14 protein-coding genes and 1 pseudogene are annotated in these 26,533 nt (G+C 44.4%); 2 read left to right on the forward strand and 13 right to left on the reverse strand.

The features are described 5' to 3' along the window. Positions 1-207, forward strand: a pseudogene (locus tag CHB62_RS14680) (hypothetical protein); the annotation flags it as partial. Positions 208-381: 174 nt separating this feature from the next. On the opposite strand, the gene rplT reads toward CHB62_RS14680, so the two are convergent. The 8 genes from rplT to CHB62_RS10680 all read right to left on the reverse strand — a co-directional run bounded on the left by rplT (position 382) and on the right by CHB62_RS10680 (position 11,758). Next, positions 382-726 (reverse strand): 50S ribosomal protein L20, encoded by a 345-nt coding sequence (gene rplT, locus CHB62_RS10645; protein ID WP_004383393.1) that lies wholly within the window; start codon positions 724-726, stop codon positions 382-384. A gap of 36 nt (positions 727-762) precedes the next feature. Next, positions 763-960 carry a 50S ribosomal protein L35 gene (gene rpmI, locus CHB62_RS10650; RefSeq protein WP_004360280.1) on the reverse strand — a complete coding sequence of 66 codons (198 nt, stop codon included), beginning with the start codon at positions 958-960 and terminating at the stop codon, positions 763-765. A gap of 125 nt (positions 961-1,085) precedes the next feature. Beyond that, complete coding sequence (gene infC, locus CHB62_RS10655) at positions 1,086-1,766, reverse strand: translation initiation factor IF-3 (RefSeq protein ID WP_089366830.1); 681 nt, start codon at positions 1,764-1,766, stop codon at positions 1,086-1,088. A 692-nt stretch (positions 1,767-2,458) separates the two neighbouring features. Continuing rightward, on the reverse strand, positions 2,459-3,529 hold the full coding sequence (locus tag CHB62_RS10660; RefSeq protein ID WP_042856147.1) for a zinc ribbon domain-containing protein: 1,071 nt from the start codon (positions 3,527-3,529) through the stop codon (positions 2,459-2,461). 126 nt (positions 3,530-3,655) lie between these two features. Next, complete coding sequence (locus tag CHB62_RS10665; protein WP_089366831.1) at positions 3,656-5,752, reverse strand: peptidase U32 family protein; 2,097 nt, start codon at positions 5,750-5,752, stop codon at positions 3,656-3,658. 158 nt (positions 5,753-5,910) lie between these two features. Continuing rightward, positions 5,911-6,798 carry a homoserine O-succinyltransferase gene (locus tag CHB62_RS10670; protein WP_089366832.1) on the reverse strand — a complete coding sequence of 296 codons (888 nt, stop codon included), beginning with the start codon at positions 6,796-6,798 and terminating at the stop codon, positions 5,911-5,913. Positions 6,799-7,180: 382 nt separating this feature from the next. Beyond that, positions 7,181-9,214 (reverse strand): M13 family metallopeptidase, encoded by a 2,034-nt coding sequence (locus tag CHB62_RS10675; protein ID WP_089366833.1) that lies wholly within the window; start codon positions 9,212-9,214, stop codon positions 7,181-7,183. Between the two features lie 549 nt (positions 9,215-9,763). Continuing rightward, positions 9,764-11,758, reverse strand: coding sequence for an ABC-F family ATP-binding cassette domain-containing protein (locus tag CHB62_RS10680; RefSeq protein WP_089366834.1), 1,995 nt, complete (start codon positions 11,756-11,758; stop codon positions 9,764-9,766). 964 nt (positions 11,759-12,722) lie between these two features. Between CHB62_RS10680 and CHB62_RS10685 the strand changes: the two genes are divergently transcribed. Continuing rightward, positions 12,723-15,218 carry a TonB-dependent receptor gene (locus tag CHB62_RS10685; protein WP_089366835.1) on the forward strand — a complete coding sequence of 832 codons (2,496 nt, stop codon included), beginning with the start codon at positions 12,723-12,725 and terminating at the stop codon, positions 15,216-15,218. 1,603 nt (positions 15,219-16,821) lie between these two features. Here the strand turns inward: CHB62_RS10685 and CHB62_RS10690 are convergent. The 5 genes from CHB62_RS10690 to CHB62_RS10710 form a co-directional block, all read right to left on the reverse strand. Continuing rightward, positions 16,822-19,647: a C10 family peptidase gene (locus CHB62_RS10690; RefSeq protein ID WP_089366836.1), complete on the reverse strand. Its 2,826-nt coding sequence runs from the start codon at positions 19,645-19,647 to the stop codon at positions 16,822-16,824. Between the two features lie 96 nt (positions 19,648-19,743). Beyond that, positions 19,744-21,444 carry a thiol-activated cytolysin family protein gene (locus tag CHB62_RS10695; protein WP_089366837.1) on the reverse strand — a complete coding sequence of 567 codons (1,701 nt, stop codon included), beginning with the start codon at positions 21,442-21,444 and terminating at the stop codon, positions 19,744-19,746. A gap of 981 nt (positions 21,445-22,425) precedes the next feature. Further along, positions 22,426-22,872: a NanQ anomerase/TabA/YiaL family protein gene (locus CHB62_RS10700; protein WP_089366838.1), complete on the reverse strand. Its 447-nt coding sequence runs from the start codon at positions 22,870-22,872 to the stop codon at positions 22,426-22,428. Between the two features lie 1,363 nt (positions 22,873-24,235). Continuing rightward, positions 24,236-24,934 carry a hypothetical protein gene (locus tag CHB62_RS10705; protein WP_089366839.1) on the reverse strand — a complete coding sequence of 233 codons (699 nt, stop codon included), beginning with the start codon at positions 24,932-24,934 and terminating at the stop codon, positions 24,236-24,238. A gap of 45 nt (positions 24,935-24,979) precedes the next feature. Continuing rightward, the gene (locus tag CHB62_RS10710; protein WP_089366840.1) at positions 24,980-26,443 is read right to left on the reverse strand and encodes an SLC13 family permease; all 1,464 of its coding nucleotides are present in this window, start codon (positions 26,441-26,443) and stop codon (positions 24,980-24,982) included. Positions 26,444-26,533 lie beyond the last annotated feature (90 nt).

A 26,533-nucleotide genomic window follows, 5' to 3' on the forward strand; every position in this document is an offset into this window, starting at 1 on the left:
ATACATGCCAAGAACCCAAGGTCAAAAGATGGAAGAAATCCTTTCAAAGAGGACAGCCTACCATGGGCAGCATGGATAATTGCCCGTCTACAAGGCTGGTGTGATATGGGTAAGGACACCAGGCCAGGCTACATCACCCTTAAGGAAGGTTTACGAGTATTTGAATACCAAGTAGCCTTCTATACAAGTCTTAAAAAAGATGTGTAGAAAGAGTAGCCCTTCTGGGGAGGGGAAGGGGGAGGGGCCAGCTGGAGAAGGGGGAGCGGCCAGCTGGGGACAGGGGAGGGGCCACCCCCATAAACCAAAAAAGCTGCCACCCGAAAGGGTGGCAGCTCTGTTCCGTTATAATGAGTGCTCACACGAAGGTGAGCTACACTAAATTTACTTTACTTTGTCAACAATAGCCTTAAAAGCTTCCTGATTGTTAACAGCGAGGTCAGCGAGCACCTTACGGTTAATCTCGATACCAGCCTTGTGCAATGCACCCATCAACTGACTGTAACTCATATCATAAAGACGAGCAGCAGCGTTGATACGCTGAATCCACAATGCGCGGAAGTTACGCTTCTTGTTACGGCGGTCACGATAAGCATAAGTCAAACCCTTCTCATAGGTATTCTTTGCTACCGTCCAAACATTTTTACGGGCACCATAGTAACCCTTAGTCTGCTTCAGAATTCTTGTTCTCTTTGCTTTTGAAGCAACATGATTGACTGATCTTGGCATAGTTTTTCTTTCCTTTTAATTTGTTTGACTAATGAATTAACGGAGATTGAGCAAGTCGCGTACCTGCTTCAAGTTTGTACCATCCACGAGCGTCTGGTGAACAAGATTTCTCTTCTGTTTCTTTGTCTTCTTAGTCAGAATGTGACTGTGGTAAGCGTGATGACGTTTGATCTTACCAGTACCGGTGAACGTGAATCTCTTCTTTGCGCCGGAATTTGTCTTCTGTTTTGGCATTTTTGTAAATTTTAAAATTGTTATTTATATTCATCTGTGGCAACGTATATACCAGGACGTTACGCACAGGGTTGCTCATCTTGCCCCTACCCTATCCTTTCAGAAAAGAGCTGGCTCAACAAGCGTTAGTCAATATTCAACTTCTTCAAAGCGTCTGCACCATTCTTGGCATTGGCAAACAGTCCACCGTCGGTTGCAGTCTCTTCAGCAACCTTCTCTGCAGCAGCCTTTACACCAGCCTCAGCCTCCTCACGGTCACGCTTCTGTTGGCTCTTCTTAGCAACGCCGGCCTTCTTAGGTGCAAGATAGAGGAACATCTTCTTGCCCTCAAGTTTTGGGAGTTGCTCCACCTTTGCGAGCTCTTCAAGGTCGTTGGCAAAACGCAACAACAAAACCTCTCCTTGTTCCTTAAACAGAATGGAACGACCACGGAAGAACACGTATGCACGTACCTTATTACCTGCGTTGAGGAACTCTTGTGCGTGCTTGAGCTTGAACTTATAGTCATGCTCATCTGTTTGCGGTCCAAAGCGAATCTCCTTCACCTCCTGTTTCACCTGCTTCTGCTTCATCTCCTTCTGATGTTTCTTCTGCTGGTAGAGGAACTTAGAATAGTCGATGATACGACAAACCGGTGGCTGCGCATTAGGAGATATCTCCACAAGGTCAACTCCTGCTTGATGAGCCAGCTCCAACGCTTTTCGCGTAGGCATAACTTCTGCTCCATCATCACTTACCACACGTACTTCCCGAACGCGAATCTGCTCGTTCACACGGTACTTCATTTTCATTTTGTCATTCTTCATTCAACTATTTTAAAGAGTATAATTTTGCTAAACGAGTGCAAAGTTACTATTTTACAACTGATTAACCAAGGATTTTATTGATATTTTTATCATCGAAGCATGAAAAAAACTTAATCCGAAAGGCTAATCAGTTCAGCTACTCATGAACATTACTTATTAATGGACATAACGAACATCAAATCCCGAAAACAACCTACCGAACGAACTAAAACACAAAGACTGACCTCAAAGAGATTTTGATTTTCCTGTCATATCTGTCATCTATTACGGGCACATAACTAATTAGTTCCCAGTGAGGTTACGTGAAATGTTAAAAGTGACAGCAAACTAAAATAAAAAAAAGTTCTGTATTAAGCCTATAAATAAGGTAAGTGAACATCTGTCATTCCTCTACTTCAATACACCTTGGGAGCAACACCTTTCGCAGAGAGGGATAATGGCATCTATCCGTATTTGCACATGTGCAAAAAACACAAAGGCAACACGAACAAACAAATCTACCTACCACCCTCGTTATTACCTAACAGGTGTATATATAAATACAATCGTTCTCTTAGTTGTTGTACGGTTCTACCATATCTATTCAACAACGTCTTTCTGTAAGTAAAAGGTTTGTTCCTCATTAAATAAAAAGCCCCATACCTTCGTAAGGTCTGGCAATCCTTAATTCAGAAAGAAACCAAAAAGTATCTTTATTCATTGATTGCACCACAATGCGGACACCTTCCTTTTCGATGAAGACGAACGCCACAGTTGCCACAATAATAAGTTTCACTACTCTTACGTAAATAGACACGGAAGGCGTAATAGATATAAACTATGAGAAGTGGATAACCTATATAATATAAGGTGAGCACGGAGAAAACGATATAATTGACGGCACACACAGCTCCTAACCCACAAAGATAAAGTAGGGTTTCGCCCGACTTCAATAATCTTCGGACATCATCAATCGTTGCGATACCAATAATGAGCATGGCCCATACCAATACTAAGAAGATATTAAGTAGGGGAGGCTGCGAGAAAGGATTAAGCGAAGGATGGAAATAGAACTCACGCCACGTCTCTGGTGCAAAGAGCTGTATACTGGCATAGAAGGCTGCGGATAGTGCCACAATAACGGCTAACAGCGTAGGATAAAGCGAACTAATATCATTGAAATGTACGATATGTGCGTTCTTCTTCAATATCTTACGTGCCAGATAGCCAACTCCCATAATGGAGATAACAATCAAGAAGATTAGCAAGTGGATATTTGAGAATGTAGAGATGAACTGGGAGATAGGGTCAGCTGGGTCTACCTGCTTTAAGAGACGGTTCTCATGAACCCACCCAAAGGCATAGTCCTCCGTAGCTATCTGCACCCATACAGAATCCTGCTTATCATTAGGAAGAATACGAATATCAGCCACAACGACCTCCTTTCCTTTCTTCACAGCAAAGGAATCTGTCTCCATCTTGTTGACAGCTTCCTCTGGTTGTTGACGAAGAAGCATCAGAGAATCAGCTGTCACAATAAAGTTAAACCCTTGTGAATAGTGATGTTTCACACGAAAAGACAAGGAGTCTACCCTACTCCGTGTACCACTCCATTCAATGTTATCAGTATCTTTCTCCTTTAAAATAGAGTCGCCCCCAGCCTCTATTCGTCGCGAGATTTGTGCCTCTTGAATACTGTCTGGCAAACGAAAGGAGGATGGAGTTTTCTTATGATAACAACCTGTTAGCAAAAAGCTAAGCAAGAAGAGAAGGAATACCCCCATTAGCCCATATCGTTGTAGGGTACAACTACTTGCCTTTTCTCTCGTAGAAAAGGCAACACGGAGCTCTCTTTTCAGGTTCACTTTATCCATAATCATAATGATTGGTAATGAATAATGACTTTTCATTTAAGTAGCATTTCGAACATTCATCTGACAGTTCTTACAATCAAACTCTAAACGGAAACGTCGCTTATCTGGTAGTTCGAGGAAGAGTGGTTCACGCCATGTGGGTTTCTTTCCCCCTCGTTTCACACAATAGCCGAGCGAATAACGAATACAATGACGACACTGCATCAATAGATGAGAGACGGCGTCTTTATCCCCCCGGATAGAAAACGACTTTCCTGTTGACTCTGAACCATTGTCTACAGAAGGATATTGAATTTCAAAAGCAGGCTCAGCTTTGGTCAGTCCCTGCTGCTCATAGAACTTACGGGCAACATCATTGGAGATGTTATACAGATAAGGCATTTGCTGATACTGGGCAGGATTTACCACTGTTATATGTGGCTTATGGTCAGACACCTTATCCACCGACTTCCGATGAATCGTCATACGCTGCCTATCCAGTATCTGTTTATCAAGTTCCTCTACCACCATACGGCGAAGTTCTGCAAGAATACTGCTTGGAATAAAGTACTTATCAGCCCCGTCAACTATCTCAACCTCTGTACAATCATATACCGTATTGCCCAACTTAGTGAGCTGGCGTATGATGTTATCACGTTGGGGTTTTTGGGCAAGTTGGAGACCTCCCCCATCCCCTCCAAGGGGAGGAGAGAGCCTAACGGGATGTTCGTTGGATATTCGTTTGTTAGATGTTTGCTTTGGAGTAGCACTTCCTATCACCTCTGCTTTTGCCCATATTGTCCCACGACAATCCGTTAGGCCCCCCCCTCCTTCGGAGCGGTTGGGGGAGGCCTCAGGTGAGGCTCCAAACCACATCTTTATCTTAATCTTACGTTCAGCAGTCTTACTGCTCAACTCCTTATCAAAGGCTTGGTCTTGATTACGATACAAACTCATCCCTGCTTTTAGGCCTTTTGGCATCTTAAACGGATAGAGTCGATTACCTACAGCACGGTTCACACGAAATCCCTCCAACCGTGTAGACTGATTGACTGGGTCACGTGAAAGAAAACAGAGTCCGTCACCATTCGCAAAGTTTGCTGTACTGGACACATTAAAGCTGTCTCGTCTTATCTCTTTTACCCTACCAACAAACTCACCCAATGCCTTTGGTGTATCAGGTGAGAAGATATCTGCCTGCCTGCCTTTGAGGAAGTAATTGGTATAACCACGGTTGAATATCTTCTTCAAATCTGGCGTAAACGAATAACGGACACGTCCCAACGAAGCACGACGGAACTCATCAGGATGCTTACTGATTATCTCATCAATGCGCTTACTATAAGCTAACACAACATTCTTCACATAGTTTATATCCTTCAATCGCCCCTCAATCTTAAAGGCACAAGCCCCAGAACGCATCAGCGTCTCAAGGTTATCAATCTGACTCATATCCTTCAATGAAAGAAGATGACGCTGGTGTTCGATGGTCTTTCCATCTGAATCCTTCAAATCAAACGCCAATCGACAGAACTGTGCACAGGCACCACGATTGGCTGAACGACCGAAACTATACTGGGAAACATAACATACACCACTATAACTTACACATAAAGCTCCATGTACGAAGGCTTCTAACTCAAGGTTTGGCAACCGCTTATGAATATCGCTTATCTCTTCAGCAGACAATTCACGAGCAAGTACAACACGATCAAAACCCTGCTGACTCAGCCACTGGGCCTTCTCCCATGTACGTGTATCACATTGTGTACTGGCGTGGAGTGCTACCGTATCAGGCACTATCTCCCTCACCTTACTCATCAGACCCATATCCTGTAGAAGGAAAGCGTCTACCCCAACGTCCACCAACTCACGCACCAAGGCAAGTGTATCGTCGAACTCATCATTATAGATAATCGTATTGATGGTCACATGAACCGTGGCACCATAGCGGTGAGCATATTCGCATAGCTTACCAATATCCTCCACACTATTACCTGCAGACTGACGTGCTCCAAATCGAGAAGCACCAATATATACGGCATCTGCTCCGTGATCAATAGCTGCCATTCCACATTCAAGATTCTTGGCTGGCGCAAGGAGTTCTATAGTAATGGGTGATGGGTGATGGGTGTTGGGTGATGATGATTGCATATTGTTGGGTGATGGGTGTTAATTGTTGGGTGATGATGAAGTGTTTATAGGGTGGTGAGTGATGATTGATAGGTGGTGATTGTTAATTGTTGGGTGATGATGATTACATTTTGTTTGAGTGATAGATGCTAAGCAAAATAACCATTCATCACCACCTATCATTCACCACCTAACACCCAATTTACCCAATTCATAAATAGTAGATTAGCGTGTGAACGCCAAGTGACAAGCGGACCTTTCGCTGGATTATCCTCACGGTAATAATACTTTGGGACTTCAACATCATCACGCTTACCAAGGTCACGGTGATATTCTGTGTCGAGTGTGTTGGGGGCATACTCCAAATGACCAGTGATAAAAAACTCACGTTTACTACGTGATCTTACGATAGAGACTCCACTCTCCTCCGATTCAGCAATGATTTCGAGGTCGGCGACTCGTTCAATATCCTCACGCCTTATCTCTGTATGACGGCTCTGAGGCATACGGAAGACATCATCAAAACCACGGAAGATAGGCAGTTCGGGCTTTAGAGGAATCGTAGGGAAGATACCAAACATCTTCTTTGGTAATGGATACTTAGGGATATCATAGAAATGATAGAGTCCTGCCTGTGCTGCCCAACAGATATAAAGCGTTGAACGCACATTCTCACGAGCCCAATTGAATATCTCTTGTAGCTCTTTCCAATAATCCACCTCCTCGAAAGGCATGTCTTCAACAGGTGCGCCAGTGACTATCAACCCATCAATCTTCTCCTTGCTTAGCTCCTCTAATGTATGATAGAATCGGTCGATGTGTTCCGCTGAAGTATGGCGGGAGACATGACTCTTGAGTTTCATGAAGCTGATATCTAACAGTAGTGGACTATTAGAAAGAAGACGTATGAAATCAGTCTCCGTCGTAGCCTTGAATGGCATAAGATTGAGTATGACAATGCGAAGCGGACGTTTATTATCCTCCTTAGCAAGCATATCCTCTATGTTGATATTCTCACGCTTCAGCATATCAATGGCGGGAAGTCCGTCAGGTAATATCAATGGCATATCCTGTTTCCTTTATCTTTAATGGTCGTATAAGCATACAACCCCACTTTTCTCTACTATAAATAAGCTACAAAGATAGTAATTAATAAGAGATTGCACAAGTCTTATCTACACAAAAGTATGACAACGAATACGAATAGACACCCCACCTATCCTTCCCACAACAATATCTTCCTCTATAAGAATAAACACAAAAGGCTCACGCTAACCATTCCTATCAACATCATATCTGATAAGAATGATTAGTCGTAAACCTTTTATTTTATAGATTTATTGGTATGGGAAATATCGAACGACAGATGTAATAATCAGCTGAGTATCAAGCCATCAACACCCAACAGTCATCACCCATCACCCAATATTCAACACCCATCACCAGCCATTACCACAGCTTCAAGCGTTCATTCTCAGGGATAAAGAGCTTATCACCCTCCTTCACACCGAAGGCCTTATACCATGCATTGATATGAGGAAGAGCACCATTGACACGCCACTCACCAAGAGAGTGTGGGTCACTCTTCACACGACTACGGATTTCAGCCTCAGTGATATTGTTTGCCCATACACCTGCATAAGCGATGAAGAAACGCTGTTCTGGTGTGAAGCCCATAATGACCTTACCCTTCTTTGCCTCTGGTGTCTTCATGAAAGCATTGAAAGCTACCTCGAGACCACCGTGGTCAGCAAGGTTCTCACCTAATGTGAGCTTACCGTTAGCATGAAGGTCTGGCAACACCTTAATAGCACTGAAGAAGTCAGCATACTTACCTGTACGAGCCTCGAAGTTCTTTCCATCCTCTTCAGTCCACCAGTCTGTCATATTACCATCCTTGTCGTAATGGCGTCCTTGGTCATCGAATCCGTGTGTCATCTCATGTCCTATCACCACACCAATGGCTCCATAGTTAAAGGCATCATCCGCCTTCGGGTCGAAGAATGGGTATTGAAGAATACCTGCAGGGAAACAGATTTCATTCGTCGTAGGATTATAATAAGCATTGACAGTCTGTGGTGTCATCAGCCACTTATCCTTATCAACAGGCTTACCAGCCTTCTCCTTGATAGCATCCTCAGCCCAGAACAGCTGACAGTTCTGCACGTTCTCATAATAAGACTTTGTTGGGTCTATCTTAAGTTGGCTCAAGTCCTTCCACTTATTAGGGTAACCCACCTTCACATAGAAGGTTGAAAGCTTTTCAAGAGCAGCCTTCTTAGTAGCCTCACTCATCCAGTCTTGTGCCTTAATACGCTCAGCAAGACTCACCTCAAGGTTCTTGATGAGGTCTTCCATACGTTTCTTACTTGTAGCTGGGAAGTAACGCTCACAATAGATTCGGCCAAGCGCCTCACCCATCTGCTTCTCTACCTGTTGTGTAGCACGTTTCCAACGAGGGTAATCCTCCTTCGTACCACGCATCGTCTTACTGAAGAAGTTGAAATATTCTGCCCGTATGTCATCACTCAGATAGTTAGCTGAAGCAAGGATAGCGCTCCACTCCATACGTGCACGCAGTTCCTCTGTACTCTCTGTAGCCGTTAGTTTGTCAACACCAGCAAGGAAAGCAGGCTGACACACTACCATCGTCTGAATATACTCGCTCTTAATACCTTCGGCATTAGCCAACTGCTCGAGTGAGATATTAGGATATTTCTCCTTAAACTCACCAAGCGTCATCTTATTATAGTTGGCCTCAACGTCACGTAACTCCGTACGGCTCTTTGATATCAAAGCCAACATTGTCTCATAACGCATCACAGCATCACGTTTAGCCGCAGCCTGTGTATCAGAGAAGCCATAGAGGCGGAACATATTAGCGATAAACTGACGGAAGGCATTACGGATGTCTGCCGTAGCCTTGTCATTATCGAGATAGTACTCTTTCTGCCCAAGGCTCAATCCGTCCTGATAGATAAGAAGGATATTCATCTTCGCATTCTTCTCATCAGCCTCAAAGGAATAACCCATTGGAACGCCATAGCCAAAACTTGCATACTTCAACTGCAGAGCACGAAGGTCGGCCAGACTCTTTGCATTCTCCATCTCGTTGAGTAGCGGTTTAACCGGACTTACGCCCTCCTTGTTACGGCGCACTGAGTCCATGGCGAGCTTATAGAAGTCGCCTAACTTTCTCTCTGTCGACCCTTCCTTACCCTGTTTCTTGAGCAAGTCAGTGAGGATCGTGTTGATACGCTTGTTGTTGTTCTCTTGCAACTGGTCGAACGAGCCAAAGCGTGAGAAGGCTCCAGGAAGCGGGTTAAGCTTCTGCCATCCACCCGTGGCAAACGTAAAGAAGTCGTCAGCCGGGCGTACCGACTTGTCGAGATTCTCTGCCTTGATACCTGCCTGACCCTGTGCCATAGCAGTGAAGGGCGCAGATGCAAGGAGCATCATTGGTAAAAGTGATTTAATACGCATAGTAATATATTTAATAAATAATAACCTCCCCCAACCCCTCCGAAGGAGGGGAGTGCAGGAAACAGGCCTGCTTAACGTAGTTGATTTAGGACCTCCCCCAACCCCTCCGAAGGAGGGGAGTGCAGGAAACAGCCCTGCTTATCGTAGTTAATAAATAACTTTAATCTTCTAACAGAGAGTAATGTAGAATACTTATCATCCACAAACTATCGTGAGAATCATCCACTAACTATCGTGAGGAACACCCACAAACTAATGTGAAGTTAACATCCCTATCACAAGTAGCCAACCTATCCAGACGTAGCTGGTTTGGGACCTCCCCCAACCCCTCCGAAGGAGGGGAGTGCAGGAAACAGGCCTGCTCATCATAGTTAATATATAACTTTAACCCTCTATCAGAGAGTAATATAGAAAAATTCTCATCCACAAACTATCGTGAGGAACACCCACAAACTATTAAAAAGATAACATTCCCATCACAAGTAGCCGACCTATCCTGCCATAGCAGGTTTGCGGCTCCCCTCCTTCGGAGGGGCTGGGGGAGGTCCCCTACTCCTTCATCCCCTCCAGCTCTTCCGACAGTATGAGCCATCGGTCGTTCTCCTCATCAAGTTCACGCTGAAGGTTGGTATATTCCGAAACGAGTTCCATATTCGAGGCATTCTCAGGTGCCATAAGGAGCTCGTCGAGTTCGCTCTTACGTGCTTCCAGCTTTGCTATCTTAGCTTCCGAGTCGTCAACTGCGCGTTGCGCCTTACGTATCTTCTTCTGCAGTTCCTTACGTTCAGCGTATGACAAGATCTCGCCTGAGGTCTCAGCTGACCCTTCCGAAGGGTGGGGGGTAGCATTTTTATTATTATTAGATGTCAGTGAGACAGTCTCCGTACCCTCCCCCTTTCGAGCAAGTTGGAGGGATTCACTGGTGCTTCTAAGCCAATCATAGATACCACCCAAATGTTCTCTCACCTTACCACCACCGAACTCATAGACCTTACTTACCAGTCCATCGAGGAACTCACGGTCGTGGCTCACGATGATTGCCGTACCGTCAAAGGCCTTAATAGCTTCCTTCAACACTTCCTTTGAGGCTATGTCGAGGTGGTTGGTAGGCTCATCAAGGATAAGAAGGTTTACTGGTTCAAGCAATAGCTTAATCATCGCTAAGCGCGAACGCTCACCTCCTGAGAGTACTTTAACATACTTCTCTGACGTCTCTCCACCAAACATAAATGCACCGAGGAGGTCGTTTATCCTCAGACGCATGTCTCCTGTAGCCACCCTATCGATAGTTTCATAAATCGTAAGGTTCTCGTCTAACAGTTGTGCCTGGTTCTGTGCGAAATAACCAATTTGCACGTTATGCCCTATCTTCAGCGTACCGTCAAATGGTATCTCACCCATGATACACTTCACGAAGGTAGACTTTCCCTCACCGTTCTTACCGACGAAGGCCACTTTCTCACCTCTTTTAATAATAAGGTCGACACCCTCAAAGACCGTCTGACCCGGTCCGTCACTATGCAGTCTACTTGGATAAGTCTTCCCCAAGCCCTCTGCAATGACTGGATAGTCTCCACTTCTCAGACATGGAGGGAACTTCAGACGCATAGCCGAATTATCCACCTCGTCCACTTCTATGGGTACTATCTTCTCCAACTGACGGATGCGTTGCTGCACCTGTACGGCTTTCGTGGCCTGATAACGGAACCGTTCGATAAACGCCTTGGTGTCGGCAATCTCCTTCTGTTGGTTCTCATAGGCACGAAGCTGCTGTTCGCGGCGTTCTTTCCTAAGGACAAGATACTCGTCATACTTCACCCGATAGTCTTCTACATGGCCACAGGTTATCTCAAGCGTACGGTTCGTTACATTATTAACAAATGCTCGGTCGTGACTAACCAGTACTACAGCCTTAGCACTTTGGGCAAGGAATTGCTCCAACCATTGAATTGACTCAATGTCAAGGTGGTTCGTAGGCTCATCAAGTAAGAGTACGTCTGGACGGCGGAGGAGTATCTTTGCTAACTCAATACGCATACGCCATCCACCAGAGAACTCACGAGTAGGACGGTCGAAATCGTCTCTCGTAAAGCCAAGACCCGTCAGTGTGCGCTCTATCTCAGCCTCATAATTCTCACCTCCCATCATCATATAGCGTTCATGCTCCGTCGTAAAGCGCTCAACGAGTTCGGCATATCCGTCACTCTCATAGTCGGTGCGCTCGGCCATCTCCTGCTCCATCTCCTTGAGTTTGGCCTCCATCTTCGTCTTGTCAGCGAAGGCCTTGCGCGTTTCCTCCTTCACGGTCGTATCGTCAGAAAGCTTCATCACCTGCGGCAGGTAGCCTATTGTCGTATCATTCGGTACAGAAACGGACCCGCTCGTAGGCTTCTGCATCCCACAGAGTATCTTCAGCATGGTTGACTTTCCCGCTCCGTTCTTACCCACTAAGGCTATCCTGTCTCGCTCATTGATGACGAATGAAACATCCTTAAACAATGGCTTCACGCCAAATTCCACCGTCAGTCCGTCTATTGATATCATGTTCTAATCTCTTTCCTAAATGTTCTTTGCAAAGATAAGATTTTATTTTCAATAAGAGAAATCCGTCTTTTGTACATTTCGTTACGCTATTCCGTCTCTCTCATCTCCCATAAAACCTATCGGCATATACCTATTTTGTTTATTTTTCTATGTTATTTTTGCAATTTGACAAAGATAGTAATAATAAACTAAAAAACCAATGAAAAGGTGAATTAATACACAACATTCTCGCTAAAAATACTTTTCTGTACCGATGTACACCTATCCTTCCATGCCATAATACGATTTCTTCTATTATTACACAACGCCTATCGGATGCTTGAAATTATTTTACATTAATCCCAAAAAGAGTCAGTAAACAGCAAGCCAGACACACACTATAATCAAGCTTACAACTAACAGTGATTCAGATGGTTATAAACAGCAATGAAGAAGACGCCCTTCAAGCATTAAGAAGGGCATGTTCAAGGGGCAAGAAGGGCATGTTCAAGGGGCAAGAAGGGCATGTTCTCCAAAGCTAAACATAACATGCTGATTTATTGAAGCTTACTGCTTTAATTATAAGACGTATCATACACCTATCAAGAAAGTGTCAAGCTCATCGCAATGTAATGATTTTTCATACTCTTATAGAGTCTTCTGAAGTGTGGAGTATTTTGTTTTGCTTGCTATCATCTCAGCTTTTTTCATTCATCAGCAGTGGGCTGTTTAGTTACGAAATCATAACACATAGGAGGAAAGACAGCAAACTCCAATGAGACTAATCAACCTACCTTTTGCACCTAATCACTCAAGGTTCGCTTATTATAGCAGTAGAGCAACATTGGTCGAAAGCTCCTTTTTATTCATTAATAATCAACTGCTTGCATGCTATATTCCTAATAAATGAGGATTGCGCCGTGTCTTTTTTCTTCCTACCTTTGCCATCGTTAATTAAATACAAAAATATTAGAAATAAGATTATATGGTTAAGTCTAAATTTGGTATTGCTCTTCTGATGGCGACATCTTTGCCTATGGCAATACAGGCCAACAACATTATCGAGAAAGGAGATACTTCCAGAGTCTATGACATAGACGAGGTTGTCGTCATCGACCAGCCTAAGGAGGCTTTCCGCCTGCGTCAGCAGCCATTGAGTAGCACCTCTTTTAATGGCGATTTGATACGCGACCTCAACGTACAGGATGTACGTAACCTCTCAGTCTTTGTACCTTCATTTGCCATGCCAGAGTATGGAAGCCGTTATACCTCTTCTATCTATATGCGTGGAATAGGCTCACGTGTCTACTCACCTGCCGTGGGTATTTACGTAGATGGTATGCCTATCTTGAACAAGAGTGCCTTTAATTTCCATACGTATGACGTCGACCGTGTTGATGTTCTGCATGGTCCGCAGGGTACACTCTATGGGATGAACACCGAGGGGGGACTGATTCGCCTTTATAGTCGTAATCCTTTCCAGTATCAAGGGACTGATGTTCAACTCTCTATCGGCTCGAAACTCTATCGAAAAGCAGAGGTTAGCCGCTATAAGAAAGTCAATGATAAGATGGCATTCGCCGTTGCTGGCTTCTATGGAGGGCAGAATGGGTTCTTCCGTAATCAGTATGATGGCTCACATGCCGACCTCATCAATGAGTTTGGAGGTAAGGGACGACTCCTGTGGAGACCAACAGACAGACTGAACTTCGACCTCATTGCCGACTATCAATATACTCGCCAAAATGGCTTCCCATACGGTCAGGTGGTCACAGAAGACGAACTTGCTGCTGCTACCATCACCTCTCCTCTCTATGGATTGAAGGCTGGTACGCAACTACCTAACCAAAATCGACAGAGCAATTATCGCCGTAATATCATCAACACAGGACTGGGCATTAAATATGCGGGTAATGGATTTGACATCAATTCGATGACTTCTTGGCAGTACTTACGCGACTACATGCTCATGGATATAGACTATCGTCCACAAGACTTCATGCACCTTACGCAGCGTCAGTTGGGTAACACGGTGACGGAGGAACTGTCTGTTAAGAGCAAAAATGATAGTAAGTGGCATTGGACCTTCGGCGCTTTTGGGTCTTACCAGTGGTTGAAGACGACGGCACCTGTCTACTTTGATCAGGATATGAACAGCTATCTGTCTAAGAAGATTACTGACTATGCCTACAACGGAATGCTTAACGCCATGGCTGCACGTGTGGCTCAAAGGATGATAGCAGGCGGTATGTCAGAGGAACTCGCCAACAAGACGGCACGAGCAAGCGTCGCTGCAATGATTGCTGGGGCTGGTGGTGTCAACATCAACATGACGATGGACCCTGTCCCAGGTGTCTTCCATACGCCAACACTCAACTTAGGTGTCTACCATGAGAGCAACATCGAACTCACTGATCGCCTTATGGCGACCCTTGGTTTACGCTATGATTACTCACGTGTAAACATTGATTACGAGACTTCAGCACGTGTTGCATTGCAGGAGAGTGTGATGGGTGTAACCATCAACCCTGTTATCACCTCTGCTCTGAAGCATAGCGAGCATGACAGCTTCAAGCAGCTTCTTCCAAAAGTGGGCCTGACCTATCGTCTTCAGAACGGTAGTAACGTCTATGCAACATGGTCAAAAGGCTATCGAGCAGGCGGTTATAACTTCGAGATGTTCTCTGATGTGCTGCAGACTGAGACCTCTCAGGCAGCTAACAAGGCTCGTGCTGATGTCGACATCGCACATGATGAGGCTTACTATGAGCGTATCGCAAAGACGATTGAGTATAAACCAGAGACCAGTTGGAACTATGAGGTGGGAGCACACCTAAACCTCTTCAACAACCAAGTACACCTCGATCTCGCTGCTTACTATATGCAGATTCGCAATCAGCAGCTCTCTGTGATGGCGGGTAACTATGGCTTTGGTCGTGTGATGACGAATGCTGGTCGTAGCCATTCTTGCGGCTTGGAGGCAACACTCCGTGGTGTTGCACTCGACAATAAACTAACTTACGGACTCAGCTATGGCTTTACAAGTGCACAGTTCGATGAGTATAAAGACTCTATCGCAGGCGTTGGTATGGTTGATTACAAGGATAAGCGTGTACCTTTCGTACCGCAACATACACTCGGGGCCAATGCTGACTATCGTATAGATGTTGACCCTGCAGCCTTGCTTGATGCGTCTAATCGCTTCCACTTGCGTAGTGTCACGGTGGGAATGAACCTCTCCGCACAGGGTAAGACCTACTGGGATGAGCAGAACACTATCGGTCAGAACTTCTATGCAGTAGTAGGTGCTCATGCCGATGCCGACTTCGGTCCGCTTCATGTCAACCTCTGGGTGCGTAACTTAACAGATACTAAATACAACAGTTTCGCCGTTCAGAGCGCTGCTACTGGTACTCGCTACACCTTCGCACAACTTGGTAATCCGTTCCAAATGGGCGTGGACTTTAGGGTACACTTCTAATGATAAGGGGGTAAAGGGGACCTCCCCCGACCCCTCCGAAGGAGGGGAGAGCCTAACGGGACACGGTTGGGTGCGGGGGGATAGATAAGGCGTAACGCACGAATAAGACGTATTCACGGGGCGAGAATATAAGGAAAGAATACTTAACTATAAGTTCTGTGGGGACGTGAATATAAGTTCTGTGGGGACGTAAACATAAGTTCTGTGGGGACATAAACATAAGTTAGTGAAGGCGTAAATACAAGTTAGTGGAGACGTAAAAATCAGTCGAAGACTTGTAAATAGCTGTCTACTACTTATCAGTTATATATATTAATGTAAGGAACTTATCTCAATTAGAGGACCAATATGTATATATCATGACCTACAACTAATGTGACGTAGCTCGCACATTAGTTGTAGGTCATTTCTTTTACTCGTCCGATAGATGGAATAATAAGAGCTTGCGGGGTGGTAGGTGTTGAATGTTAGGTGTTGATGATGTGCTTTGTGGGATAGTAGGTGTTGAATGTTAGGTGTTAATGATGTGCTTTGTGGGGTGGTAGGTGTATGATGTTAGGTGTTGATGAAAGGGTTTTGTGGATGGTAGGTGAATAATGTAAAATAGTGAAGAAGAGCTGTTAGTCATAGAACAACGATTACCAACAAGTACTAATATCATACGCTATCTCATAGCAGGTTAGGCTCTCCCCTCCTTCGGAGGGGCTGGGGGAGGTCCTCGGAGGGGCCGGGGGAGGTCCTCACTTTTTACTCTCCTCAATTCCACCACACGGTCTTCATGATTGAAGAAGACGCCCTTCTTCGTTCGAGAACATGCCCTTCTTGCACGTAGAACATGCCCTTCTTGGGGCAAGAAGGGCATATTCTTCAACACTATTTGTAACACTCTGATTCCTTGATGGTTACAAACTCAATTAAAGAATAGATTATTCCCCTGTATTAAGGGCATTTAGCTCACTATTATGTGATGATTTTTCACAGCCTTACAGAGCCTTACATTGTGTAAAGTGATTGCCAAATTACTCCTATAAACATACTAAGAAAAACAAAAAGGTGCGTCCTTTTTCTTGCATTATAACACTGAAAAACATATTATCCCCATACGCACAGAGACCTCATTAGGTGCAAGAACTCACAAACTATAAGCCTAATGATAGTAGAGAAGTGCCGTGACACCTGTCGGTCGGAGGCCCCTCGTTGACTTTACATGTGTGCCAATAGACATCTATATCACCTGTACTACTGACAAGAAAAAGAACTACTCAACAACTGGTAGTACATGGAGAAAGGGTTGAGGGACATTCGCACAACTGATTAAAACTGTTTTCGCAACTTAAAATGACTACTAACGCCACTTAAAATCAGCATTCACACCACTTAATATCAGCGTTAACACCACTTGGAGGAAGCATTATCACCACCAGAAATGAGCATTGACAAGTCAACAACAATAGTCATACAAGACTCGAAAGTATCACAACATGAAGCGTAGAAGAACGAGAGATAGCACATAAATCACAATTATAAAGCATAGAGAATCCACACTGAGGGAGCCCTCAATGTGAATTCAACTAATACGCCTAATTATGTCAGTCCTATTCTATTAACGCTTTACTATCTTACAAGTTGTTGTACCTGTACCGATGAGATAGACACCTGCTGGCAGGTTGGCAACGCTGATAACATTGTCGCCAGACTTAACGTTATACTTGCTGATAAGCTTTCCTTGTACGCTATAAATGCTTACAGTGCAAGCCTTTGCGGCTGTGAGAATAACGTTATCCGTCACAACGCCCGATGAAACAGACAGCTCTGTACCACCAACGGCAACCTCGTCAATACCCAATGGGATACTTTCTCCATCAACTTTATTACCAATTGATTGGAAGTGTTCACCATAGAATGGAGGGGTGTCAAAGTCAAAGGTTGGACCAAGTGTTGGTTTGTTGCTGAATAAGTTAGATGGGTCAGGTTGGTTGAAAGCGGCATAGACATTGAAAGGAACGACATCTGTTGGGTAATAAAGCCATGTTGCACCTCCATTGTTATAGAGGATATTCATGTAATAACGCCCCTTCGATAGGTATCTCGTAGGTAGTGATACCTCGATATAACCGTTACTATTTGGCTTTAACGTGATGGTTCGTGTCTCTGTCATGTTGCTATTGAGAGGCTTAGAACTCAACTGTGCATTGGTGACATAGAACTTCACGCGACCTTCAAAGCCATTCACTGACTTCAAGTAAACGCGAGCAGTAAACTTGCTGTGGGCAGTTGACACGTAAGCATTGTCTGATCCAAGGTAGCTACTACCCTGATAGAAATAGATAGTCTGCAACTTCAAGTCATGAACAGTCTGTGAGTTGTTATCATCATCATCAGCCGCATTAATGGTTAGTTCGCCTATCTTCCATACTTTCGCATCTGTTTTCACCTTGACAGCAACCTCTTCACCATCAACATCATACCCTGCAAGCAGGTTATACTTGCCTACCTCCAAGCGTCCGAAGTTGTCGTTCGTATAGAAAGAGAACGTTACACGCTCGCCTCTGGCTATCTTTGCGTTGCCTTCAGAGATGAGGGTGGCTGCCTTAACATCATTTGATTCAGCTGGAAGAGCGTAGAGCTTCAAGCTACCATTGTAGTCAGTATTACCTTCATTGGCAAGAGTTGAGACAATCTTCGTGTTCTGTCCCTTCTTAACATACTCCGTTATACGCTGTACAGCATACAGTTCAGGCTGCTTAACAACTGGATCTGGCTCTGGATCCGGGTCTGGATCAGCCTTACCAATGGCAACTGTTCCGGCAACGGCATCGATGGCCTTGAAGCCTGAACCCTTGGCATAATTGACAGTAAGATGATAGGTTCCAGCCTTGACGTTGGCGAGGTTGGCATAGAAAGTCACCTTCTTCGTTGACTCAGCACCGACAGAAGCCGTTGTTGTAGAGATTATCGTAGAGTAAGCATCATTCTCCTCTTGATAGAGGGCAAGGGCTAATCGACCTGAATAAGCTGACTCGCTGTTCTTATTACCAATAGTGATAGTGACTGGGACAGAGTTCTGCTGTGCTAAAGCGGTCTGTTCGCACTTAGCTGCAATATACAGGTTAGTACCTGTTTCAACGTCGGGCTGTGGGTCAGGCTTTGGTTCTGGATTTGGATTAGGCTCTGGGTCAGGGTCATCGTTACGGTCAGGTTTCAGATAACGTAGCATCTGCTGATCAGAACTATAGCCTCCACTACCGCCACCAATACCTTCTTGTCCTGGGCGCAACACGTTGAGTTTATGCCAACCATTTGATGAATAGTTCCATCCCCAATCGACATGTACGAAGCCATTTGACGCATAACCATCGAGTACAAAACAGTGGCCACCACCGCCAGAGAAGCCTGCATAGACTACAGGACCGTAATCTCTCAACTCATCATGTATCTCTCTTAGCCAGCTCTGCTCGTAGTAGTTGCTGCGTTGGAGGAACCTTACGCTGCTCTTATAGCCGAAGTTACGTGTGAGAACGGCTGGGGCATTGTAGACGTAAGCACCCGATCCACCTGCAGAAGCAGGATTATAGTCCATCTGAACAGCATAACCAATGTCGCGCAAAAGGCGTCCGATGTTATCAGCCTGTAATGCTGTAAGCTCACGACCAGTTGTTCTATCGCGCCCATACCTATCTACTCCGGCTGGCATCTGGCTCCAATCGTATGCTGCATTCTCTGATCCTTGACCGTCAAAGTTCAATGACATGTAGTTACGCTTCCAATAGTAACTCACTGAACCATGTGCTTTACGTGGCCACTTATGCCATCGTAGAACGGTACAGATGGCTGTTGCCACACAACCCGACACTGTTTCGTAGGTCTGACCATTGTAACGGTAGTTCGGCGAATACTGGTTGAAAGGCCAACTCTGGCCCCAGCTGATAGGTGTTGCGAGTCTTGTCCTGCGGTCAGTAGCATATTCGAGAAGTGGACTAATCTCTATCTGATAGTTACTTGCACGCACAGTCGATGCCTGCATGAACTCTGGTGAGGGCGTGTCAGGAGTGTTCTCGATGGCCCACTTTATCTGATTGCGATACTCATCATATAACCACTTGATAGAAGGGTTCGCTTGTATGTCACTCTCTGAAAGGCTTCCTTTATCTGAGAAAGCGATGACAGGAGAGACACGGTCGTCTGCTGCAACAACGACATAACCCTGATCATTACCACGATTGAAGATATAGTATAGGTTCTCCTCAGCCTTTCCTGTACGGGAAGCCTTGTAGGGTGCCTTATACGCCATGCTGAGTTGGCGTGTTGTGGTGCCTTGTCCAAAGAAGTTTGAAGCAATCTTCAACGCTCGAGCCTGGTCTATTGGACCAGCCACAGAGAGCTGACAAAGTAGGCACAATACGGCAAAAAGCGTAGAAACTCTTTTCATATTGATAGTCTTAAATTCTACTTTATGATAATAAATGTACTGCAGCTTTTATCGACGCCATGGTGTTGACGCCGATAAAACTGCAATAGGTGTCTTTTAATTAAAGAACTTAAGGTCCAGAATCTTTACGTAAGTGTGAATCTTAATATGCTTATAGTTACTTTCTAAGACGACAACTGGGTTATCACTCTTATACTTAGAGAAGACGGTACCAAGGGTGTGGTTGAATTGTGTTCGACCATAGTTATACTTATAGATACCGTTTTCTGTATGCAAATCAGTGATGAAAGATATCTTTTGATGGTCTACAAAGTCCTCTAAACTCTCGTTCTTATCTTTGTCAAACTCGACATTGACGATACCACCAAAGCCTATTGGGTGCAGTGTTTCTTCCTTCTCTCGATAGTCAAACCAGAACGGATTAGACTGAGCAATGCCTACAAGCTCATGCTCTTGACCGTTGACTCCTACCATGACCTTACCCCAGATGTTAGCATCCTTATCTAAGTTAGGAAGTGGACCACTGTGTTGTCCTGAGAAGCCAAGCACCTGTAACTGCATACGAACCTTCTTGAATACAGGAACAAAGTCGCGTTGTGTAACGGTGAACTCACTACTTGACACTACACGAGCCTGTGAATTATCAACAGCATAACGCAAAGAGAAACTAATAGGGTACATCTGCTCCATTGGAATATCAGCCGCAAGGAAACGCTGGAAAGAGTCAATATCACCCTTCAAAATCTCTTGTTGGATAGTCTTACCACCTCCAAGGACTGTGATATGTACGTCGCTTTTAGCCAACATCTTACGGTAGTTGACTGCTTGGTCAGCCGATACGTTAACATCAACACCCTTGATTTTGTTCAGTGCGAACTCAATAGCCTCATTGATGTTGCGTTCCTTCTCATCAGTCTCAATTGAAAGATAGATGATACGACCGTAGTTAATGCTGGAGATGTAGACTGGCTGATAACCGTCGAGGGCATCTTTGTCGATAGACTCAAAGATAGTACCCTTCTTAGGAGCGTCAGTTGAGACAGTAAAGTGCTTCTGTATGAGACGAGCTAAGATATGGTTCTTCTTCTTATTGAAGTTAAATCCGAGGTTAATGGAGCCATTCGCAACCGGAGCAGTTACTGCCACACCCAACTTAGTGACAAGTTCTTCCTGCGAGTTAATCTTCTCCACACTCTGAATAGTTGTCACTGGCGACTCCTTCCAATCCATTGTCGCCCACTTATTCCACACCTCTTGATACTCGCTCTTACGGATGTTAGGAACAGTAGCAGAGGTCTCGTGTGCCTTGCTTGGATCAGCAGGAGACAAGCTGATAGAGAAGGTCACGTCCCCAGTCTTGTGTGAAGTAATCATTGCATAAGTACCATTAGCGATCGTACCACCCTTTAGTACGCATCCAGGATACACCACATCGCTCGTAGGATCAAAGAGGAAATTCTCATCGAAAGTCTGTTTAATCTTATAGTGTCGGGTTGTCTTCACCCAATTACCAGGTATTCCATCGAGAACACCCTGCGTCTCAACGACCGGGTCTTCCTCTTCAACAGGTAGAGGAGTACCATTATCAGGAGTTATCGGACCATTAGCACGTGTCATCATAGGTGCTAACGGCAACGTCTTCAGATAGTTCCGTATCTCCCTTGGGTTACTCAACACACTCTCTTCACTTTGTTCTTTGGTTTGCGTCAAAAGCTCATCTTGTGAGCAGGAAGCAACCGCAACGGCACAAACTACCATTGAAACAGGCAATACTGCCTTGATTAGAAACTTCTTCATCTTCGTTAAAAATTAGGTTATAATAATCGGTTTAACATACATGACTGCCTTATCACAGCCAGAATGGGCATCTGTCAGTTTAAGTTCTAATAAATGGTATAAATAGGATTAGCTGTTAGCCGTCATTCTTCTTACTTGTGCCCGGGTATTATATCACGTCTAAATCTTATTAACCTCATAGTATATGTACGTCCCTCTTTCGCTCAACAGGGATTGCGCAAAATGTCAACATTGTTCGGCAAAGTTAGTAATTAATTCATTACGAAGTCTTCTGTAGATTTTAAAAAATGATAAATTCAAGCGCTTTTAGTATAAAGTTATGTTTATATTAACAAACTAAACTTAATTAATAAGGCCTCTTTACACATTTTACTTAAATAAAGTAAAGTTGCCTAAAAAGTCACAGCACTTTCCCTTAACATAAATGTCTGTTAGATTAAAGAGCGTGTAAACATAACACAAATGACGAAAAAAAGACCCGAAAGAGTGGTTAGCAACCTACTTATATAACTGCAATCGACCTACAACTAAGGTGGGTAATCACCACACCTTAGTTGTAGGTCAATTCATATAGCAGATGGTGTAAGTTTATCCTAACAACCTCTTCCTTCCGCCTCAACCCCCAATTCTTTTCGTCACATCCCTATATAATAATGTGTAAAGCTCCCGCCATCCTGCAAGAAAAGCGAAAAACAGAAAGCGCACAAACCGTTATCATCTCAGCACCTAAGCATTATGACCGAATTAAAGGAGCGTTATGATCACATCATCCGAGCGTTATGATCAACACTACATGAGCGTTATAACCACATCATCCGAGCGTTATGACCACACACAACAATCATCATGACCATAAGTAACAAACATCATGACTGGTATGCGAAGTATTTTTCTCCGCCTCAAAGCCCCTCATTCGTTCCACCTTTCAGCAGCGAGCATTCCGTTAGGCTCTCCCCTCCTTCGGAGGGGCCGGGGGAGGTCTCAAACCCTAATCTTCCCCACCAATTTCCTTTGCAGTCCTTCTCCAATGATAGGCGCATGTGCATCTTCAGGGAAGAAGACGGTGAATTGTCCTGGTTCTACCTTAAGATACTCCTTTGCCGCTTGCCTATAGAAGCCACAGTCAGTAGTTGGATTGTAGGCAATATCAGGCTTACCCAAGTCAGACAAAGCAGTCCATCCCATCGTTTCTGACTGTAACAAAGGTACTTGTACGTCTATATAGCCCTTGTGAAACTCTAATCGTTGTTCCTCCTTAGGCTTCAACTCCACTTCATCTAAGTTGATAAACAAGTCATCACCATCGAGGGTAATACGTCCCGCCATCAGTCGACTGAAATCATGTTGGAGGATATAATCCATCATCACCTTCATCCTTGGATGTAGACCATAGTACCGATGGCATGCACTTAAATCTGCTATTATCATCTTCTTAGCTTTACTTAATGTTATAGAAAACAGTTGCAAACATACGTATTTATTTTCTGATAACAAAGAGAACAGCCGTAAATAACATTCATGAGATGGTGAACACTCACTCTCCTACAGCTAGTTCACCATCAAACAACAGCTGGCCCAGCACCAAACAACGGCTGCCCCCTCCCCCTACTCCATCCCCGCAGGGAGGGGGCGTGATTAGTGAGGTTACCCCTGCAAGACTGCTTGCCCGCTTAGTGTTAGCCTTCTATTAGTATCAAATAAAACCATTTCGGCAATCACGATCTTATCCATCCGAAGACAGAGCGTGGGTGAACCTCCCTACCTATGGACTCTCTCTGTGCGTAAAGAGACACATTACTCTATGACAGAAAGAGACACCGAACAAGCCAACTGAGATGATTTTCTATGAGTAAAAGTGACCCAGAGCAAACCAATCTACGTGACTTATTATAAGAGAAAGTAACTCCCAACGAGCCATAATACACAGAAAGAGAGAGAAAAGGCTGCGGTGTCTCAATCATTTTCATTCCATATAAAGATGTAGTCGCTATTGTCTTAACTCCCTTTCACTCCTTATCACTCCTTAACTCCTCATACAACATCTCCCTTTCACTCCTTAACTCCTTAACTCCTTATACATCTACTCCTTAACTCCTTATACAACTACTCCTTAACTCCTTATACAACTACTCCTTAACTCCTCCCCATCTTCTTGTAAATTATTTTCACCCTTCTCGAATCCTGTACACGCCCTTCAACATTGAAGAGAAGGCTCTTCTTACTTCAAGAACATGCCTTTCTTGCCTCAAGAAGGGCCTCATCTACATGCAAGAAGGGCATGTTCTCAAACGCTGTATATAACACATTGACAGCTTGCAGGTTATAGACTCGATTGCAGGTGAGGCTATACTCCTATCTTGAGGGTATTCTGCTTGATGTTATGTAATTATTTTTTACGTACTTAAAGCATCCTCTGAAGCGTAGAGCGATTGCCGAGATAGTTGAATGGAGAAACTGACCAAAGCAATAGCATACGTTTAACGCTCACAGAGTAACACAGGAATCTGCACAAAAGTAGCACATCAGACATGCCCGAAACACGTTCGTGTAAATTGTGTGTTGGTTTAAGTTCGAGATTACGACATACCATTCTTTGAAGCAGAGAATGGCTGTCAACATGGATAAAGAGCTTGAGTGTCATAAAGATAAAGCCACAAAAAAGGGCACACAAAGCGTGTGCCCCCTTGTTATAGGAGACTTGCAGACTGAGATCACATCGTTATATGACGAATTCAGAACAAGCTGTATCAGTCGTCACAGAGCCAAAACAGAGGTTGGTCCGTGCCCGATACTATTTTTCCCAGCCGTATTTAGCATACTTGGGATTGACAGAGAACTCCCCTGCCCCTATGTCAAGATCCCCACAGATCGGCACTCGGTATTGTCCCCACGCACATGGTTTTGCCTTCCTTGTACTGTTACTTCGCCATGAGCCAGCATACTGGTTGTTGCAAAAGGAGTCCGAATAGTCATCAATGTCGTCATAGACAATCCTGCCATCGACAGTCTCGTACCAATAAAACAACAGATAACCAGAGAACACACCACTACTCTTTTGACGGGTATCTTCCATCAACTTGTATTTTGCAACACTACATCCACGTCGTCTGAACCGCCCCTTCATAGCGTCGTCTACACCATACGTAGGATGGATAAACCGCCTATTATCAATGATGTTGATAGTCCCACGGAAGTTACAACGGTTGTTGTTGACAATGGTAACACCACTGACACTATATCGGTTGGCGCTCGTTCGATGCACTCTCTGAAAGGTTATCGAGAGCTTCTGATAGTTCGCTCCAATATACCCAACGTAAGGGACACGCCTATCTAACAGTATGTTTGAGAAATCAGTATCAACCATTGTCTTCTTACTCTCCCTTGTCAAAGACTGAATCCACCTCTGAATAGTATTCTCAGCAGGTTTGCGTTGGTTACTCGTGAGCACCACCCCCATCAAGAGTAGTACAAAGTAGCTGATTAATCTCACAATAACATCCCGTTAGATTAGCGTTTATAATATTCTAACTCCTTATCAGAGGAAATGTACCTGGCCAATGAAATAAAGGAGGACGTAGCCCAACACGAGGGAAACGACACCACATGTCAGACCCACCTTCAGCATATCATTCTGCTTGACAAGACCTGTTGAGTAGGCAATAGCATTCGGTGGCGTAGAGATAGGGAGGCACATAGCAGTAGAGGCAGCTATGGCAATACCGATGAGAACCGTACTTGTCCCACCAATACCATCGAGATTATGATCCATACCACGGCAGACAACAGCGAGGATAGGTACCAACAAGGCTGCAGTGGCAGTGTTTGAGATGAAGTTAGAGAGGAAATAACAAATCAAGCCAGACACAGCAAGGATGACAATAGGACTCCAATTGCGGAATGGAATACTCTCAATAGCAGCATCAGCCAAGCCCGATCCGTTCATACCTAACCCAATGGCAAAGCCTCCAGCAACCATCCAGATGACACTCCAATTTATATCTTGCATATCCTTAGCAGTAATGACTCCCGTGATAGCAAATACTGCCATTGGAATCATGGAGACTGTGTTAGTGTCAATACCAGTGACCTTCTTTGGAATAACCCATAGAAGGATTGTGACAATGAAGGTAATGATTACCACCCACATTCGCCATCCACGGTGTACCTCACCATCAATCTTCAAATGAATAGTCTTCTGTGTGAATGGGAAGAAATAGAGGATAATTCTCCAAGAGAGAAGGAGCAAGATGATTACAAGCGGAGCCATGAAAGCCATCCAGTGCATGAAGTCAATCTTCATGTCGAGGCCTGCAGGGTCGTTAAGATACTTGAGTGCTATGAGGTTAGGAGGCGTTCCAATCGGTGTTCCCATACCTCCGAGGTTGGCAGCAACAGGGATAGACATTGTCAAAGCAATGCGTCCTTTACCATTAGCAGGCAGGGCTGCAAAGACAGGAGTTAGGAAGGTAAGCATTAAAGCAGCTGTGGCAGTGTTCGAGATGAACATAGAGAAGAGTCCAGTGATAAGTAGGAATCCCAAAAGAACATTCTCACTCTTGTTGCCAAAAGGTTTGATAAGGTTGCGTGCCAATAGTGTGTCAAGTCCCGACTTCGACGCAGCAATGGCCAGAATAAAGCCCGCAAGGAAGAGCATAATGATTGGATCAGCAAAGGATGCCATTATCTCCTCCGAGTCGAGTAATTCCCCTACTCCATCACCTTTGAATATCCAGAAGGAGTTCTTCGATACGGTGACGCACATGATAGACATGATGCTCAGCGAGGTTGCCCACGCTGGGATACACTCTGTTAGCCACGAGAGAGTGGCAAAGACAAAGATTGCAATGATGCGTTGTTGTACTACTGTTAACCCATCAATACCAAAGCACGTGGTGGGTAAGTTCCATACAATGGCTGTAACCACGATGATTACTAAAAGTTCCCAGACCTTTTTCATCTCGACATGGCTACCAAGTTTATTAGACTGTTCTGCTGCCATAGTGTTAGTTGTTTAGATTAATTAATGTAGGTAATAATATAGATTCGTGGACGAAAGTATAAAAAATATCGTTACCAAGCAAAGGAATCT

The sequence above is a fragment of the Prevotella jejuni genome (genome assembly GCF_900187995.1).
GTDB classification, from domain to species: Bacteria; Bacteroidota; Bacteroidia; order Bacteroidales; family Bacteroidaceae; genus Prevotella; species Prevotella jejuni.

Coding starts and splice junctions, on each gene's coding strand:
- rplT (WP_004383393.1), bottom strand. CDS start 726: ATGCCAAGATCAGTCAATCATGTTGCTTCAAAAGCAAAGAGAACAAGA.
- rpmI (WP_004360280.1), bottom strand. CDS start 960: ATGCCAAAACAGAAGACAAATTCCGGCGCAAAGAAGAGATTCACGTTC.
- infC (WP_089366830.1), bottom strand. CDS start 1,766: ATGAAGAATGACAAAATGAAAATGAAGTACCGTGTGAACGAGCAGATT.
- CHB62_RS10660 (WP_042856147.1), bottom strand. CDS start 3,529: ATGGGGGTATTCCTTCTCTTCTTGCTTAGCTTTTTGCTAACAGGTTGT.
- CHB62_RS10665 (WP_089366831.1), bottom strand. CDS start 5,752: ATGCAATCATCATCACCCAACACCCATCACCCATCACCCATTACTATA.
- CHB62_RS10670 (WP_089366832.1), bottom strand. CDS start 6,798: ATGCCATTGATATTACCTGACGGACTTCCCGCCATTGATATGCTGAAG.
- CHB62_RS10675 (WP_089366833.1), bottom strand. CDS start 9,214: ATGCGTATTAAATCACTTTTACCAATGATGCTCCTTGCATCTGCGCCC.
- CHB62_RS10680 (WP_089366834.1), bottom strand. CDS start 11,758: ATGATATCAATAGACGGACTGACGGTGGAATTTGGCGTGAAGCCATTG.
- CHB62_RS10685 (WP_089366835.1), top strand. CDS start 12,723: ATGGTTAAGTCTAAATTTGGTATTGCTCTTCTGATGGCGACATCTTTG.
- CHB62_RS10690 (WP_089366836.1), bottom strand. CDS start 19,647: ATGAAAAGAGTTTCTACGCTTTTTGCCGTATTGTGCCTACTTTGTCAG.
- CHB62_RS10695 (WP_089366837.1), bottom strand. CDS start 21,444: ATGAAGAAGTTTCTAATCAAGGCAGTATTGCCTGTTTCAATGGTAGTT.
- CHB62_RS10700 (WP_089366838.1), bottom strand. CDS start 22,872: ATGATAATAGCAGATTTAAGTGCATGCCATCGGTACTATGGTCTACAT.
- CHB62_RS10710 (WP_089366840.1), bottom strand. CDS start 26,443: ATGGCAGCAGAACAGTCTAATAAACTTGGTAGCCATGTCGAGATGAAA.